The sequence below is a fragment of the Paenibacillus sp. FSL R7-0313 genome, assembly GCF_037969885.1.
Lineage (GTDB): Bacteria > Bacillota > Bacilli > Paenibacillales > Paenibacillaceae > Paenibacillus.
The window spans coordinates 190,115-207,259 of the sequence record NZ_CP150219.1; the positions used below are offsets into that span (position 1 = coordinate 190,115).

Below are 17,145 nucleotides of genomic sequence, written 5' to 3' on the forward strand. Positions count from 1 at the left end.
CTTTCACCTATCAACCTATAACATAGTATATTTTTTATTTATTTTCCAGAATATATATTTTGATGAGTAAATACTCTTTAGAATCCTATAGTTCCATCTCGCATCAGCGGGATTAGATAAGGTTATTTGCATTGGCCCGCTTTCCAGATTTAAGCAGGCTATTACGCGCTGGATCGCCGCCAGTGCTCGACAATGCAGCACATTCACGGAAGGCAAAATGTTTGCACCCCTTACATTTCTGAACATCCAGATGCTGCAATGCATAATTGATAGCTTCACCCGTGTGCTCAAACATATGATCCGAACCAATCCGTTCAATCAAACCTGTTCTCTTCAGCATTTCCAACGGTTGCGCCTGAATGCCTGAAAGTAAAACTCTGCCCCCGGATCTCTCCATATGTTTGACAACACGGGCCAGATTGGATTCACCTGTTGTATCCATAAAAGGCACCTTGCCCATGCGCAACAGCAGAGTGCCTGGTCGCCGATGAATCGAATCCATGACCGACTTCTCAAACATATCCGCTGCCCCGAAAAACAGTGGCCCTTCAATTGTATATAGGCTTATTTGCGGACAGTCATGTCCTTCCCGAACCATGTGGGCCATAACTTTCTCATGTTTATGCTCGGGATCGGGCAGTACTTTGGCAACCTTCAACATCTCACTCATCCGCTTAACAAATAAAAGAACAGCCAGAATCAACCCAACCTCTACAGCCGTTGTTAAACTTGTAAATACGGTCAGCAAAAAGGTAATCAGCAGAACGAGTGAATCGCTCGTCTTGGTTTTCATGACATGTATGAAGGATCTTCGTTCACTCATATTCCAAGCAACCAGCATGAGAACGGGAGCCATACTGGCAAGAGGAATGTGGGATGCATATGGCGCAAAGAGAACAAGTACCAGCAAAACCACTACACCGTGAATCACGCCAGACCACGGCGATACTGCGCCGGATTTGATATTTGTTGCTGTACGTGCAATCGCTCCTGTTGCAGGAATACCACCAAATAACGGCGTCACCATATTAGCAATTCCCTGCCCAATCAACTCTCGATTGCTGTTATGCCGACTTCCGGTCATGCCATCGGCAACAACAGCCGACAGCAGCGATTCAATTCCACCCAGCATGGCAATGACAAAAGCGGGTTGCAGCAAGTTCACGATACGCTCCCAAGTGATCTCAGGCATATGAAACTGAGGCAAAGCGTTAGGTATGGCGCCAAAGGACGAACCGATCGTAGCCACCTGCCCTTCAAAAAAGAACGCCGCGACTACCGTCGAAAGAACCAGCCCCACCAGTGATGCAGGCACCTTTGGTGCAAACTTGGGCACAAGCAGAAGAACAGCCAGACAGATTCCAGCTGTAAGCACACTGTATATATTAATCGTTGAGATATGCATCCCGATTTCTTTCATATTGGACCAGAAGTCCTCGTGTTTCTCGATGCCTCGAAGTCCCAGGAAGTTCGTAATTTGTCCGCTAAAAATAATGACGGCGATCCCTGCCGTAAAACCGATAGTCACCGGCCTTGGAATAAACTTGATTAACGCCCCAAGCTTGAATACGCCCATAAGTACAAGCATCAAGCCGGCCATCATTCCGGCGATCAGCAGATTCTCATATCCATACTGCATCACAATGGCAAAGAGGATTGGAATGAATGCCCCCGTTGGCCCGCCAATCTGGAACTTGGACCCACCCAGCAAGGAAATGAGAATCCCTGCGATTACAGTGGTGTACAATCCATACTCCGGTTTGACCCCGGAAGCGATGGCAAATGCCATACCGAGTGGAATCGCAATGATACCTACAATCAGCCCTGATAACAGATCCTTGCGAAAATCGGCAGCATTATACCCTGCATATCTCCCCATCCATCTCATGTACAAAAACCTTCTTTTCTTCATATATTTGAATATTTGAATATATTTAAAAGACTACTCCCCTGCATACGTCCTGTCAATCGGATTACGCACAATTCCAACGGGAACTAACACAAAAAAACAAGAACCTCCGGTGATTACATCCAGTTGCTCTTGTTTATTGTGTCAGGACTCTTTACGAATATCTTCCAGCATGGAAATGGCATCAACCAGATGATTGTCAAAAATCTGTTTGGTGACTGCCAGCAGGTCCTTAATCAGCGGATCACGCAGCGAATATGTGACGGTTGTCCCTTCTTTGATTCCCTGAACAACATTTTTGCTGCGCAATACAGCCAGTTGCTGTGAAACGGCAGAACCTTCCGATCCCAGAATGCTTTGCAGTTCATTCACGTTTTTGGCTCCTTCACTCAGCAGTTCCAGAATCTGAATCCGCATCGGGTGTGCCAATGCTTTGAAAAAATCCGCTTTAAACTGTTGTATGCTCTGATTCATACGCTATGCCCCTTCAATCGAACTTTTGAAGATGCAAATATCATAACATAGAACGGGTACCATGCTTTACTCTAACCATAACGGTTTGATGGAAAAATTAAGATTGACCTTGAAGTACACTTCAACCTTTATACTTTACTTATAGTCTCCACAGATCGTATATCTGAACTCCATCAGGAAGGGTGATTCCTCAATGAACATGTATATCCATAACCATAAACGCTCGTTGACGAGCTTTCTATTCGAGAAATATATCGGAACGTTAGATACCAAGAAGTTTTTTTCAACACGCGAGCTTACCCGCAAACACCTGGATCATATGGGCTTGGAAAACATTAAACCTTATACCTTGGGTAAAACAAAACTGTCATCTTCCATCAAAGAGCGCTCCCATGAAGACATGCAGGTATTCATATTAAACGATCAGCATTCCCGTGAACAGAGGGTCATTCTCTACATTCATGGCGGGGCACATACACACCAGCCGCTATCTTTACACTGGAAATTCATGGACCGCATGGCTAAGGCTCTGAATGCCAAAGTTGTTGCTCCCATCTATCCAAAGGTTCCGCATTTTAATTATCAGCATACGTATCCGAAATTGCTCAATCTATACCGGGATCTCCTTGCCTCCGTGAACGACTCGGCACAACTCACCATTATGGGCGATTCCGCAGGCGGGAACATCTCCCTTGCCTTGGCCCATTATCTGAAGATGCATGATCTCCCACAGCCCAAAGATTTCATCTTGTTATCACCTTGTGTGGATATGGTGCTGGACAATCCGGTCATATTCGATTACGAAACCCGCGACCCTATGCTCGCTGTGGAAGGGTATGATGTCATTCGGCGGATCTGGGCAGCTGACAAACCGTTGAACGATCCGTTAATCAGTCCAATCTACGGAGATTTCGCCGGTTTGGGCAAAATCAGCATCTTTATCGGGACCCACGAGGGTTTGTTTCCTGATAATATGAAGCTCGACAAACTGCTGACGGATCAAAGAATCGATCACCAAACGTACGTTTACCCCAAAATGAACCATGTCTTTGTCCTCTATCCGATTCCGGAAGCCAGGGATGCTCAGCGTAAAATAGTTAACATCATTAAAAACTCAATATATGAAACTAATCAATAAGCAGTAACGCGTCCCGCTCTCCCCCACAGTTTTCCCTTTGGCAAAAAGAACGAAAAAAAAGCTCAATCCCTGGACTACAGCCACCGGATTGAGCTTTCTTGCTGTTATTCTATCATCTAATTATCATATGAACCATATTCAAACCAGTCAAAGTCCGCTACCTGATCAGATGAAGTACCGTTGCTGCTGCTAAACATTCCGATACAGCAGCCAACAAAACCACCAGCTACTTCGGTGCTCAGGCTGCTTGTATCCACCTGTTCCGCCACCAGATGATACTGACTTCCATCCGTGCTGTAATAGAAGTTGAGTTGCTGACCTGTCGCCGCCAGTTTGATATACACTCGTGATACTTCATCATCCAGCGCGATTTGCGCGATGTGGGTATCCTGACCATCCATAACGGTCACCACACGCAGCACATGCTCATTCTCGGCCAGAGCACGCTCAATCCGTACGTGGTACTGATCGTTCTGAATGACGACAAGACCAGCCGTTTCGTTTGCATTCCCAGGCACAAATTCCATCGCTGTAGCCGCCACGTAATCCATATGCCTCTGCCGTAGGCAGACAAAGCTGGAATTCTCTTTTTCCTTCAATGTTTGCGGTTTCAGCTTCAGTCGCAAGTATCCTTTTCGTTCAGTTAATGAATACAAGTCTTCCTGCGGATTACGCAGGAACATCCATTGCAATCCCAGACGATCGCTGTCAAAATGGTCAAAACGCAGTTGCGGCTCTACCGGAACAGGCTTCAAATCCAACGTGCCCTGCTCCTCCAGAATTCCGCGGCCCTCATTGACAACAGGCCATCCGTCCTCCCAAACGACAGAAGCAAGGAACGTCTCCCGCCCCAGGTTGCTATAACTCCCTCCATACGGGCGGGAAGCCAGCATAACCATGAACCATTGACCATTCGCAGCCTGTACCAGATCGGCATGTCCTACATTAACAACAGGGTAACGTTTACCCAAATGGCGATGTGTAATGATTGGATTATTCGGATTCCCGACGTATCCTTCGGTCAAACTTTTGCTACGAGCAATGGTCACGGCATGGTTTGGTCCTGTGCCTCCCTCTGCAATCAATAAATAGTAATATTCATCGATCTTATACAGATGCGGGCCTTCCGGCCAGATGACATCCACCATCGCCCCGCGCCACAGAACGTAACTGTCTCCCACCAGCTTCATACTGCCCAGATCCAACTCCCGCAGCCACACTTCCCAGTTCCCATTATAACGAACTCCCTCGGAGCAAGGACGTGTACCAAGGTAATACGCTTTGCCGTCATCAAAGAAAATCGTAGGGTCTATGCCTTCTGCACCTTCAATAAAATAAGGATCAGACCATGGCCCAGCCGGGTCGGTAGCGGTTACAACAAAATTACCGCCATGCGATACATTGGTTGTAATCATATAGAAGGTGCCTTCATGATACCGAAGCGTTGGAGCGAATATCCCCTGTGAATGGCCTGCTCCCTGAAGATTTAATTGCGAAGGGCGGTCCAGCACATTGCCAATCTGTTTCCAATTCACTAGATCACGGCTCTGAAAGATCGGAACGCCAGGAAAATAGGCAAATGTTGACGTCACCAGATAAAAATCTTCACCCACCCGGCATACGGACGGATCTGGATAAAACCCGGGCATAATCGGATTGTTAAACGTGCATTGTTCGCTTTGATTTGCATTTTTCATTCTTTTACCCCTCCAATGGTTAGTCCAGTCACAAAGTATTTTTGCAAGAACGGATACAGTAAAACGATCGGCATTGCCGTCACAACCGTGATGGCTGCCCGAATGGATACAGGCGTCACCATGTTGGTTACATTTTTGAATGAATCCACGTTGACGGTTCCCCCCTGTGAGGTCGCAGAGGATAACAATTTCATCAGTTCATACTGCAAGGTGGTCAAATTACGATTTCCCGCCGTGTACAACATGGAGTCAAACCAGGAGTTCCACTGACCTACAGCAATAAACAGTGCAACCGTAGCCAGAACCGGCTTGGATAAGGGAAGCACGATACGCATGAAAATCCGAAAATCTCCGGCTCCATCCATCTTCGCGGATTCAATCAATCCCTCCGACAGTCCCTGAATGTAGGTACGAATGACGATCATGTTAAACACTCCGATCAAGCCGGGAATAATGTATACCCAGAAGCTGTTCAGCAGCCCCACTTGTTTGATCAGCATGTATCCCGGAATTAAGCCGCCGCTGAAATACATCGTCATGACGAACAGCGTCGTGACCAATTTGTTAAACATATACTCCTTGCGGCTCAGCACATAGGCCAACATGGCTGTACAGAACAGCTGTACAACCGTTCCTACCACAGTTCTGGCAACCGAAATAAATGCGGCTTGTGTCAGATTCGGATTCTGGAATACGGAGACGTAATTTTGCAGCGTCCATTCCCTCGGCCAGAGATAGATCCCCCCGCGGATCGTATCCAGCCCGTTATTGAAAGATACGGCAATAGTGTTTAAAAAAGGATATAACGTAACAACCATGACAAGCAACATAAATATGCCATTGGTGATGGAAAAAATAGAATCTCCCAAGCTTCGTTTTCTACTAAATCGCTTCACAGCTCTGCCCCCTTATCATATCAATCGCTCTTCACCGAGAGACTTGGCAATCCCGTTGGCGATAAATATGAGCACCAGACTGACCACACTTTTGAAAATGCCTGCTGCGGTGGCAAGTGAGTAGTTACCGAGATTAATCCCGTATTTCAAAACAAAAATGTCGATTGTCTCGGATACATCCTGCACAAGTCCGTTCCCCAGCAAGTATTGAATCTCAAAACCTGCGTTCAGTACGTTACCAACGTTGATGATGAGCAGGATAATGATCGTTGGTTTGATGCTTGGAAGCGTGACATTGAACATTTTGCGAAACCGCCCGGCTCCGTCGATGGAAGCTGCCTCGTACAAGCTCGGATTAATCGACGCCATGGCCGCCAGATAAATAATCGTGCCCCAGCCAATTTCCTTCCACATGCTGGACAGACCCACAATCCCCCAGAAGTATTTGGGTTCAGCAAAAAAATTGATCGGTGCATCAATCAGGCCCAATTTCGTCAGCAGTACATTCACAATTCCTGTTTCCGTTGACAATACATTTGCAACGATACCTGTTACGATGATCCACGACAGGAAATGTGGAAGGTAGGAAACTGTCTGTACCACACGTTTGAACAATACCATTCGCAGTTCATTTAATAACAGCGCCAGACCAATCGAGCCGACAAATCCCAGAAACAGACTGATCAGGCTCATCGCCAGCGTATTGCGAATGACACGTAAAAATGTAGGGTCCGTGAATAACGTTCGAAAATGATCCAGCCCCACCCAATCCTGCTCCATAAAACCAATGCCCGGTCTATAATTCTGAAACGCCATCAACCAGCCCCATAATGGTCCATACGCAAAAATAGCGATAAACGCAATAAACGGAAATGACATCCACATTAATTGTCGCTGACTTTTCATTCTGGACAGGTTGTACCCGATCCAGCTTGTTCCCGCTGGGATATGGCTGGTTTTAAACGAAGGCTGCAACTCCTTTTTGGCCATGTTTTTTCTCTCCTTGCTTACGAGTTTATCTATATCACCCAGTCTGGGTGAATCGATTCCATTCCTATCCAATCTCCAAATCTAGCGTGTAAGAAAGGCTACGGGGTTCCCCATAGCCATTCTGTGTGACAGGACTTTACCCCCACAGTTCCATACGTCTGCGGACTTCTTCCGTCAGCGCATCTTCATACGCTTTAATATCTGCACTTTCCTTGAGTGTGGCTTGATACTCTTCCCAGGCTTTATCAAATTCGGCTGGTGAAGTCATAATCACTTTTGGCAGCCATTTGCGTTTTACATCGTCCATCTTCTGTCTGGCGATGGTCTCCGGTTTATTTGGTTCGAAATTATAGGTATAGATTGGGAACCACGGTTCATTTTCCTCCGCAGGCTCAAGGAAGTCCGTAAACTTCGTATATCCATAAGCCTTCAGCACTTTTTTGTCGATGTCATTCAATGTGGCAAGATACTCCTCCGGCTGCTCCTTAGGGTCAAGTGCATTCTTCCCGTCAGCGGTCATGCCCTCATGATGCGGGAAATAGACCAATGGGCTTCCCGTGTTCGCCAGTACCCAGTCCGGATCTTTGGAATTCGCACGTTGCTCCTCATTTCTGGAGAACACGCCTTTGTCATCGACTTGATAATCCACGCCTTCCTGTCCCCAGGTTCTCAATACTTCCATCTCAGGGTCCAACAAATCATTAATATATTGAAGTGCTCCCTCGATATCCTCGCAGCTCTTTGTAATGGCCAAGCCGCCATTTACGTTAAGGATTGGATTGTTCTGATAGCGCCCTTTAACATCCTCGGAGAGTGTAATGGACAACGGTACATAGGTTTTGTCATACAATTTTTGTTTCACGAGTGATGCCTCGGCGTCAAGGAACTGCCATCCTTGGTCCACCATGCCCAGCACACGTCCGGTTGAAATTTTGGAGATATATTGATCATAGTTTGCTGTAAAGGTTTCGTTATCGACCAGGCCTTGATGATATACCTCATTGATCTTCTTGAAATATGCTTTCGCTTCAGGAATGGTATTGTAGTTTTTAGCCGTCAGCGTTTCTTTATCAACGATGGCTGCGCCTTCGTTCGGATAACCAGCCATGAAGAGCGGAGGGTTCTCCAGTGCGAAATAACGCCAGTCATAGGAGATAATTTCAAATCCAATTGTTGGCTGACCATCAACGGTCGGGTGAGCTGTTTTATACCGTTCAATCAAGTCAAAGTATTGGTCAAGCGTTTTGATTGTCGGATAATTATCCCACTCCAGTACGGCCTTCTGAATCCAGAATGCTTCTCCGTCATGGGATACTTTCATCGATTTCTCTTGTATATTGCCGAATTGAGGAATGAAGTAGATATGTCCATCCGTCGTATTTTTCATCTTCTTCCAGTCTTCGCCCAGGTAATTTTTGATGTTTGGATATTTATCGATGTAATCCTCAAGTGGTACTAACGCTCCTGCTGCTACCAGTTGCTGAGTACCATCACTCCCATCGATAAAATCGGGATATTCGCCGCCTGCAATGAGTACACCAATCCGCTCTTTGGCTGTTTGGCCCGTAAGCCAGTCCATCGTGACTCTGACGCCTGTTTTCTCCTCAATAGCCTTTAACACCCGATTATCGTCAGGCGCAATTTTTCCCGGTACGGCAAAAAATGCGGAAAATTGTTTCAATTCCCTTCCATCTGCTGTCTTTTCCCCTTTCGAGGACGATCCCGGTGTACATCCAGTGAGTGCGATGACCAGTATTAAAGCGAGCAGAGCACTATACTTGATTCTTTTTCTAACATCCTTTTTCATCATGACCCCTCCATCGATTATATTGACAGAAGCTTTTTGGAAAGCGCTTTCCAAAGGCTGACTTAAAATTATCATGCTTCCATGCCCCTCTCAACGGGATAAACTATAGATGGAATCCCACTAATTCCAGCATCTGCGAAAAAAAATATCCCGCCGCTCCGTCAAGGAGTGCAGGATGTTAATCAAGAGAGTACGCAGCATGGGCACTTTTACGATATTGTGCAGGAGTCTCCCCCATGAGTTTCTCGAACCGGCTAATAAAGTAATCGGAATCCCGATATCCCACCATTGTTGCGATTTCGTATACTCTTTGATCTGTTCTGCGCAACAGCCGGGCGGCTTCCTCAATACGCAATTGATTCAAATAATCACTGAAGCTGATCGAGAAATGCTTTTTGAAAATCTGACCCAGATATGCACTATTCATGTAAAACTGCTCCCCGAGCAATTTCAGGCTGATATTTTCTCTGTAATGCTCGTGAATGAAAGCCTCAATTTTGGCTAATACGCCCATTGCATTCGACTTTTGCTGCTCCTTCAGTTTCTCTGCGCACATGAGCGAAAATTCGCATAAATGTTCAATGTTTTCCTCCATGGATAACATCGCGTAGTTCACCTTCAGAAAAGTCGATTCCATCAGCGTGGAATCTGGAGTAACCGTATCGTTATTCACGAGATCCAGCAATGTGTATGCCAAATAATGCAAGTGGATGCGGACAATACCAGGCTCGATTCGCTCATCCAGAAAAAATTGAAAAATGGCCTTTGCATGACTGTATAACTCATCCGTCTGCTGCTCCTCAATAGTCTTGACTAGCCCATCAAACAATTGTTTTTCGAACTGTCCCGGCCGATTAACAAATAGGGTCGTATCCATAAGTTCGAAGTAATAAATGGTCCTGCAAGTGGTGAAGAAACGTAAGCTTTTCATTATGCCGCAGGATTGATAAGACTCGTGCAGCGCCTCCAACTCATGTACTTCCTTCCCGACATAACAAGCAATAGCCGCCTCTTGACCATGGCTCAGATCGGCATGTAACCGGGTCAAATATTGCTCCAAGGTCACTGCCTCACGGCTCACCATCAGGTCCGTAACAATGAGCAGAACCGCATTTTTATCGCCTGTGAATGGCTTCAAAATTTGTCCCGGTAAGGGCTTGCCCACCCATGCCTCAACCCGAGCGCACCAATCCGTTCCCTGTTCTGGACCAGCTTCCGCCTCAATCAGGATGCAACGCAGTATGCCGGCATCTTGATAGTGGGGCTGCAGACTCGTAACAGCATCCTCCTCAGCCACCCCAAGCAAAATTGACTGCATATGCTGAGCCATAATAATCCGATCTTTTTTTTGCTGATATCGCTTCTCTTCCGTCCGCGCATTAAATGCGACCCTGAACTCCTCAAGCACCTGAACCAGTTCGGTTTTCACAATAGGCTTGAGAATATAGTCATCTACCTGGTATTTAATTGCCTGCTTGGCATATCCGAACTCATAGAATCCACTAAGAAGAATCAGCTTGATGTCACCGCTATATTGCTCGTACAAGGTTTGGGCAAGCTGCAATCCGTCCATTTCCGGCATCTTAATGTCGGAAATCACCAGATCGGGCTGCATAGCGCGTATACACTCCAATGCCTTCATGCCATTGGAAGCCTGACCGCAAATCTGAAATCCGTAAGACTCCCAATCAATTAACAATAGAAGTCCTTGGCGAATAAATGGCTCATCGTCCACAATCAGCACGTTGATCATATCCTCGCTCCTTATTCTTGAGATGCCTGCATAAGAGGAATTTGAATGCCAATCGTTGTTCCTTTCCCCTTTTCACTGAATATGTGCACCTGAACGAAATCATCAAAATACATCCGCAGCCGAATATATGCATTCATCATACCAATGCTGCTAAGCTCGCTCATCCGATCCATACTCGGGTCTTGCATCATTTTGCGGAGCGAGGCCAGCTTGTCCTGATCCATACCGACTCCGGTATCTCGAATGGAAATGTACAGATCCTTACTTCGAATTTCGAATAATACCTCCACGACCCCATCATTCGACGTCCCCTCAATGCCATGGATACAAGCATTCTCCACAAAGGTGAGGACGGTGAGCTTTGGTATCATCATGGCAGCAATGGATTCGTCTGTGATCCGGATTGCGAATTGCAGCTTTTCGCCAAAGCGATACTGCTGGATACTCAGATAACTCTCCACAAAATTGATTTCCTCTGCAATTGTAATCAGATCGTCGCCCCAATTGATCGTCTGACGTAACAGCAGTGCCAGTTTATGAATGACATCGGAGGTTTCAAGCTCGTCCTTGATCAAGCTCCGCATACGGATCGTTTCAAGCGTGTTGAACATGAAATGGGGATTCACCTGACTCTGAAGGGCTTTCAGCTCCGCCTGCTTTTTGGAAAGTTCAAGTGCTTGCCGCTCCACCTGACCCTTAAACACAATCTCAATCAGGTTCTTAATCTTGATGACCATCATGTTATAACTATGGGTCAGGCTGCCGATCTCGTCCTTGCCCACAGGTCCCGATATCACTTCAAATTTCTCATGCTTCACTTGATCCAGATGCTTCGCTATCCGATCAACTCTGATGACCAGTGATCTGGATATCAACCAGATTAGCAGTGTCGGCACCAACAGATTGAGAATGATTAGTAAAGTCAAATTAAGCTTTGAATTAACAATCTCCGACAGAACGTCCAATTTCTCCGTGCTGACGACAATCTGCCAATCCTCGGATACGACGGGAATCGATTGCATGGATTGAACAGGGTCAATTGGACTGTTTGCAATCAGATTAAATGGCTTGCGCGTCTGATTCATTTTTGAATCGTTCGAGAAAATGACCCTGCCATCTGAAACGACATACACCTTCCCATTTGCTCCCTCATTTTTAAGCGATTTGTTGATAAAAGCGTAGTCCAGATCTACCTTTAACACCTTTTCAACCTGCTGCTCCCCAAAGTAATCCAGCTTACGAATAATGCTTACTTTGCGTCCTCCCTGACTTTGCGACATCTCCGCCTGCTGTTTGTCAAAATACGAATAGATCATGATATGGTCGCTTGTGTTCATCAACGCTTGATACCAATCACTTTTTTTCACCTCATCATCCAGCTTAATGAAGTTTCCTCCATTGACGAAGGTATCATTGCCAACATAAAACGTAATTTGATTCACCTGCTGGTAGCTGTAGTAGTACCTGACCAGATTGTTGTTGCTAAGCATATCATAGTAGGCAGAGTAATAGTCTTCCTGATCGCGATACTTGAACTCCATGAACCGGTTCAGCGTTCCATCGGTATAGAGAAAATTGGACACATACAAGCTATTGTCTATACTGTTCCGCAGGTTGAACTTGATCCTTTGCTGCATTTCATTGAATCGGCTATGCTCCTTCTCTTCAATGTTACCTTTGATACTTTGGTAAAACACGGTATTTGTGACCAGGACCGGGACCAGCACACAAAAAATGAACAATATGTACAACTTGGTTTTGAGACTCCAATCTTCCATAAACTGAATGCGCTTACAGTATGTCTTGCGGCTCATGTTTTATCCTTGTCTCCTCTAACCATTACATAACATCAACGTTATTACTCAAAGTCATATTGATTACATAACAAGAGCTCCAGATATTTGGGGTTGAGCAATGAACGTCCCCCTTCATCTGTCCACCTATAACATAGTATATTTTTAATTTATTTTCCAGAATACAAATTGGATGAATTGAAATACTACAGCCGAACTCATGAAGGTTTATTTCCCGACAACACGAAGCTCTACAAACGGCTTGCCAACCAGAGCATTGATCATACCACCTATGTTTATCCCAAAAAATCCTATAATCCACTTGTAAATTATATTATTCCGGGTATAATACTCGGTATATAGAAAAGTGAAGCTGACTGGAGTGAATAACGCCATGAGTTCTTGGACACAAGCTTGGGTTAACGATTATTTGGATTTATATAATTATGCCCGTACCATCGGAGACTCGGAATGGGCTGAAGATATTCTCGAAAAGCTTCAAGAGCAGAAGGATGAATTGCTGCAGAAAGAACGAAAGGTTATTATGCTGCGTGAATTGCTTGCCAACTATGACCGGATTAACAACCAGATATTGGAAATTTTTAATAAACTGCGGGTTGCTTCCGAAGGTTCTCAGACCGATTCCCTACAGGAGCAATGGTTCAAATTAAAGCTTATGCGTATCGATGTGTCGAGGAAGATTCTTCAATATAAATAAAGAAAAAGCCGGTCTGCAGTTTGTCTGCTTAACCCGCCTTGATTAAGGCTTACTATGCTTTTGTTGTGATGCGTACAGTCAACTGTTCCCGCACCTATGTAAAGCCCGCCAGCTTTACATTAAATAAATAATTGATAATTACATGGATGCTTTCTTCATGTTGCTCATCATGCCCATCATAGTGGTCATCATTTCGTCGCACTCTTGCATACAGGACATCATTTTATTCATGTCCATGCCTTCCATCATGCTTTTGTCTTCCATGCATTCCATCATCATCTTCATGGATTTCATCTTGCACATCATTTCTTCCATACACATGTTCATCATCATGTTCATCATCATCATATTTTCCATCATTCATACCTCCTATTAAAATGTAGTAGACTTCCTTTTTTTAGAATAAACGATAGCCTACGTAAAAGCAATCTTTTTCCTCTTGCATTTCCATAAAATTTGTTGTATAATACGCACTTAACTTATCAATCCAGTCGGGAATACAGGCTTTAAGAGATACTGAATACAACAAAAGCTCAAGCTTTGGCTGATAGCCGCTGACTTGAGCTTTTTTCGTTATGAAATAGAAGCCATATCCGTTCCTACACTGATTTGATTAAGCCAATATTCGTGATTACCGTATCATACGGATCTAATTCCACAGTATGTTTGTCATACTCGGTATCAATCGTCGTCGTTTGAACTTGATCACTATTGTTAATGACGACCAGTATTTTACTCTCCGGATAATAAGTACACTCTGTAAATAAGTTATCCGTAATGTATTTTGTTTCCTGGGATTCCTGGCCCGCAAAACGAATCAGATTCTGTAGTAATCTCGTATTTTCCCAGTTAAATTCGAATGAAGACAGATAGATCCCTTTTCCTTTTCCAAAAGCATGTGTGGACAACGTAATGTTACCGTCAGTCTCGTGCAATACCTTGGCTGTCCCATCCGTTAGATAAATGTTCCCATTACGATTTGAAGATAGATTAGCCTCTACTGGCACCAGCCCGTGTTCATCGTGAGCCTCAACCGACCATCTTCCATGAACAACTCTTGCACCTGTATCCTCATCTACCCCAAGCACATGCGCCATTCTAAAAAAGGTGTCGTACCCGTGGACCGCTGAAGGCTGGTTGATCCCCATAAAGGTACCGCCTTCGTGCACCCACTGCGTCAGGATGTCTACACATTGGTGGTCATTCCAGTGTGCTCCGCCACTCCAAGCAGAACCAGCGGAACCCGCATTAATGACGACATCCACATCTTTCAATACGCCTTGACGAATATCTTCAAAATCAATGAATTGGACCTCAATCGGCAACCCGGATAAGGCCTCATTCACATGGATCAGATCATGCATATGTGTTTCATGAAAATGACCGGACAAGGTCCACGATCTTAACTTGCCCCAGCTATGCAGCACGGCTACCTTTGTCTTGATCTGATATGGTTTTCCAGCCTGATGCAGCTCTTTCATTTCCCTGAATTCATGGGCAATCTTCTCGATATAATCCACAAAGTCCGGGTAAGGCTCAACCAGATGCAAATATCCACCCAGTCCAATCCGGTCAATCGACTCACGCAGCAGCGCACGCCGGATATTAATCCAATATTTCTTCGCATCCAGGGTAGGATCTCCGCCCTCCTTGAAGGTAGGAAGCCCACCTAAGCCAACTGGGAACAAGTAGGGATGCAAGCGAATCTCATGGGTATCAGCCTTAACACCTGAGCACATTCTAGCCTCATAACCGGAGAACACACATTTGATCATGCCGTCGAATCCAAATTCCTCAAAGCGATCATTGTACGGCTCCATGCCTACCCAGCTGTCATCATAGAAGACATACGCCAGCTTGTTATGTTTGTGCACAATATCAATCAACTTTTTACCGAATTCAATGACAAAATCATTGATAAATGCCATCCAGTCCAGTTTGCGCTGATCCGCAGGCATATGAGTGACCTGATATTTACCGCCATTCACAAAGTCTTCGGCGGAGAGTGAATACCCATATTTTTGAGCAAACAGATCCAGCGCTCTCGAACTTACTGTGAAATCGTATGAACCCCAATCCGAGAACAGATGGCGATTCCGCTCATCACTGCCCCAGATCCAGGCGAAGTTATAAAATAGGGACGTAAAACGTACAACCGTTGTTTCCGGGTGTTCTTGGCACCACTTTTCCATCCAATCCAGCAAATAGGTTTGGGTGTCCGTATAGATCGGGTCAATCTGCATCAGATGCTCTTTGTCCCAATTATTCGTCGTGTGATTGTACATGGAGATCTCTTCCCAGATCCGATAAACCATGAAACTCACAGTGTATTTATGCCAAGGAGCAACGCCAGTAATGACAACATTGCCAGATTCCCTTTCATAATTCCACTGTCCTCTAGGTACCTCTTCCCCAGTCGTTCGATCATAAACTTGCCAATATTTAAACGCTTCTTTGGAATCATTCACCCTGAATTGTTCAGCGAAGAAATCCTCCATCAGATAGATGGATACATAATCTTGTACAGCGACCTTCGGATTCGTAATGAGAAAACATTGCTGCAGTTTATCCAGATTACGGGATGCCCACTCATTATGATCCCGAATAATGCAAATGGTTGAATAGATGCCATATCCGGCATTAATAATCTCATCGGACAATTTCGTACCGTCACTATCACGGATCACATCGGCTCCCCAGCGATCGGCAAGTTCCAGCGTCAGTGCCTCGTAACCGGATTCTCCCGGTAATGTAAAGGAGCCTTTGGTTGGTTTGGACATTTGGGTTCCCTCCCTATCTCAACATATCGGACAGAAAAGCGAGTGCCAGGCCCTGACCCCAGCCCTGAATCCAATCTTTTGGAATATTGCGATAGCCATCCCGATCCTTCATTACCGCCGTCCCGCCAGATACACCAAGCACGCGCCCATCTTCGCTAATGTTGTTCAGGATGCCTTCCAGTGCCTTTTGCACGTATTTGGTATGCAGTGGATTACCGTTATTGATCATCGCTGCTGCAATACCAGCGGAAGCTGATACCTCTTCATACGAATCTTCGTCATCCAACACCGTACGCCACAAGCCGTTCTCGGTCTGCACCAGCTTGAGAGCCGCCAATTGATCACGAAGGGCACACTCTACATCCATACATTGCGGATACAAATACCAGTCGTTGAGCTGAGGTTTTACTTGAGACATCGTATAGGCTCCCCAAGCGTTTGCTCTTCCCCAATAAAATCCGGACATATGGTCCTTGTTGATATTGTTATAACCGTGATACCACAGACTGCTGCTCGGATCTTGAAGGTATTTGATATGCCAGTAATACTGATTCAGCGCATCCTGAATCATGGCTTCATCTTTTAATTTGCTACCTACGCGAAGCAGGAAAAATGCCGCCATAAACAAGGTATCCGCCCAAGCCTGTTCCGGAAAATCATTGGAAACGGATACCGTATGCTGAAGCACATTGTCTCCAAAGCGAAGTGCATGATTCTGGAGATAATCGACTTTGCTGAGGACAATATCCCAATATTTCTGATCCCCGGTTTCTTCATATAAAGTGATGAGCACATGACCCATGGCACATGTATTTACCGTCCAACTTGGCAGACCCAGCTCGATATATTCGTCCGCCCATTTCACCAGCCTGTCCAGAATCTCTTGGTTGCCTGTTGTTTGATAGGCTCTGGATACACCATAATAAGCCACTCCACCAGGCCAATCCCATGTCAGATCCATATCCAGTGTTTTCTTGGTAACGCTGTCGATTACGTTTAGAATCTGTTCCCTGTCATATTTCACTTGAAGCATTGTTATTCCCCTCTCCCTTCGCACACGCCCCCAAGTGCGTCCTGAGAGGTGTCCGTCCATTTTTGTAAACGCTTTACTTATTCCATTGTACGCAGTAAAATAGTCTCAATCTAAGCATATTCATAACAAAACTGCGCAATTTCAATCATTTATATAT

Annotated in this window: 13 protein-coding genes; 2 read left to right on the plus strand and 11 right to left on the minus strand. The window is 45.3% G+C overall.

The features are described from left to right. Nucleotides 1-112: 112 nt before the first annotated feature. Nucleotides 113-1,888 carry a sulfate permease gene (sulP, locus tag NSQ38_RS00725; RefSeq protein ID WP_339786238.1) on the minus strand — a complete coding sequence of 592 codons (1,776 nt, stop codon included), beginning with the start codon at nucleotides 1,886-1,888 and terminating at the stop codon, nucleotides 113-115. 165 nt (nucleotides 1,889-2,053) lie between these two features. Then, the gene (locus NSQ38_RS00730) at nucleotides 2,054-2,383 is read right to left on the minus strand and encodes a metalloregulator ArsR/SmtB family transcription factor (RefSeq protein WP_091038881.1); all 330 of its coding nucleotides are present in this window, start codon (nucleotides 2,381-2,383) and stop codon (nucleotides 2,054-2,056) included. Nucleotides 2,384-2,576: 193 nt separating this feature from the next. Between NSQ38_RS00730 and NSQ38_RS00735 the strand changes: the two genes are divergently transcribed. Continuing rightward, a complete protein-coding gene (locus NSQ38_RS00735) occupies nucleotides 2,577-3,521 on the plus strand; it encodes an alpha/beta hydrolase (RefSeq protein ID WP_339786241.1) in 945 nt (314 codons plus the stop codon). 116 nt (nucleotides 3,522-3,637) lie between these two features. On the opposite strand, the gene NSQ38_RS00740 is transcribed toward NSQ38_RS00735, so the two are convergent. From NSQ38_RS00740 to NSQ38_RS00765, 6 genes are all read right to left on the minus strand, one after another. Next, entirely contained in the window at nucleotides 3,638-5,218 is a 1,581-nt protein-coding gene (locus NSQ38_RS00740) for a glycoside hydrolase family 43 protein (RefSeq protein ID WP_339786244.1), read from the minus strand. Beyond that, a complete protein-coding gene (locus NSQ38_RS00745) occupies nucleotides 5,215-6,114 on the minus strand; it encodes a carbohydrate ABC transporter permease (protein WP_074093560.1) in 900 nt (299 codons plus the stop codon). The genes NSQ38_RS00740 and NSQ38_RS00745 overlap by 4 nt, the downstream gene beginning before the upstream one ends. A 15-nt stretch (nucleotides 6,115-6,129) precedes the next feature. Then, nucleotides 6,130-7,104 (minus strand): ABC transporter permease subunit, encoded by a 975-nt coding sequence (locus NSQ38_RS00750; RefSeq protein ID WP_339786247.1) that lies wholly within the window; start codon nucleotides 7,102-7,104, stop codon nucleotides 6,130-6,132. A 136-nt stretch (nucleotides 7,105-7,240) separates the two neighbouring features. Continuing rightward, nucleotides 7,241-8,914, minus strand: a complete 1,674-nt coding sequence (locus NSQ38_RS00755) for an extracellular solute-binding protein (RefSeq protein WP_339786250.1) — start codon at nucleotides 8,912-8,914, stop codon at nucleotides 7,241-7,243. Nucleotides 8,915-9,089: 175 nt separating this feature from the next. After that, a complete protein-coding gene (locus NSQ38_RS00760) occupies nucleotides 9,090-10,664 on the minus strand; it encodes a response regulator (RefSeq protein ID WP_339786252.1) in 1,575 nt (524 codons plus the stop codon). A gap of 11 nt (nucleotides 10,665-10,675) precedes the next feature. Then, nucleotides 10,676-12,478: a sensor histidine kinase gene (locus NSQ38_RS00765; RefSeq protein ID WP_339786254.1), complete on the minus strand. Its 1,803-nt coding sequence runs from the start codon at nucleotides 12,476-12,478 to the stop codon at nucleotides 10,676-10,678. Nucleotides 12,479-12,851: 373 nt separating this feature from the next. On the opposite strand from NSQ38_RS00765, the gene NSQ38_RS00770 reads away from it, so the two are divergent. Continuing rightward, complete coding sequence (locus NSQ38_RS00770) at nucleotides 12,852-13,175, plus strand: hypothetical protein (RefSeq protein ID WP_339786257.1); 324 nt, start codon at nucleotides 12,852-12,854, stop codon at nucleotides 13,173-13,175. A gap of 138 nt (nucleotides 13,176-13,313) precedes the next feature. Here the strand turns inward: NSQ38_RS00770 and NSQ38_RS00775 are convergent, their stop codons facing one another. The 3 genes from NSQ38_RS00775 to NSQ38_RS00785 form a co-directional block, all read right to left on the minus strand. Continuing rightward, complete coding sequence (locus NSQ38_RS00775; RefSeq protein WP_249913525.1) at nucleotides 13,314-13,535, minus strand: hypothetical protein; 222 nt, start codon at nucleotides 13,533-13,535, stop codon at nucleotides 13,314-13,316. 239 nt (nucleotides 13,536-13,774) lie between these two features. Further along, nucleotides 13,775-15,955: a 1,3-beta-galactosyl-N-acetylhexosamine phosphorylase gene (gnpA, locus tag NSQ38_RS00780; RefSeq protein ID WP_339786259.1), complete on the minus strand. Its 2,181-nt coding sequence runs from the start codon at nucleotides 15,953-15,955 to the stop codon at nucleotides 13,775-13,777. Nucleotides 15,956-15,968: 13 nt separating this feature from the next. Beyond that, the gene (locus NSQ38_RS00785; protein ID WP_339786263.1) at nucleotides 15,969-16,988 is read right to left on the minus strand and encodes a glycoside hydrolase family 88 protein; all 1,020 of its coding nucleotides are present in this window, start codon (nucleotides 16,986-16,988) and stop codon (nucleotides 15,969-15,971) included. Nucleotides 16,989-17,145 lie beyond the last annotated feature (157 nt).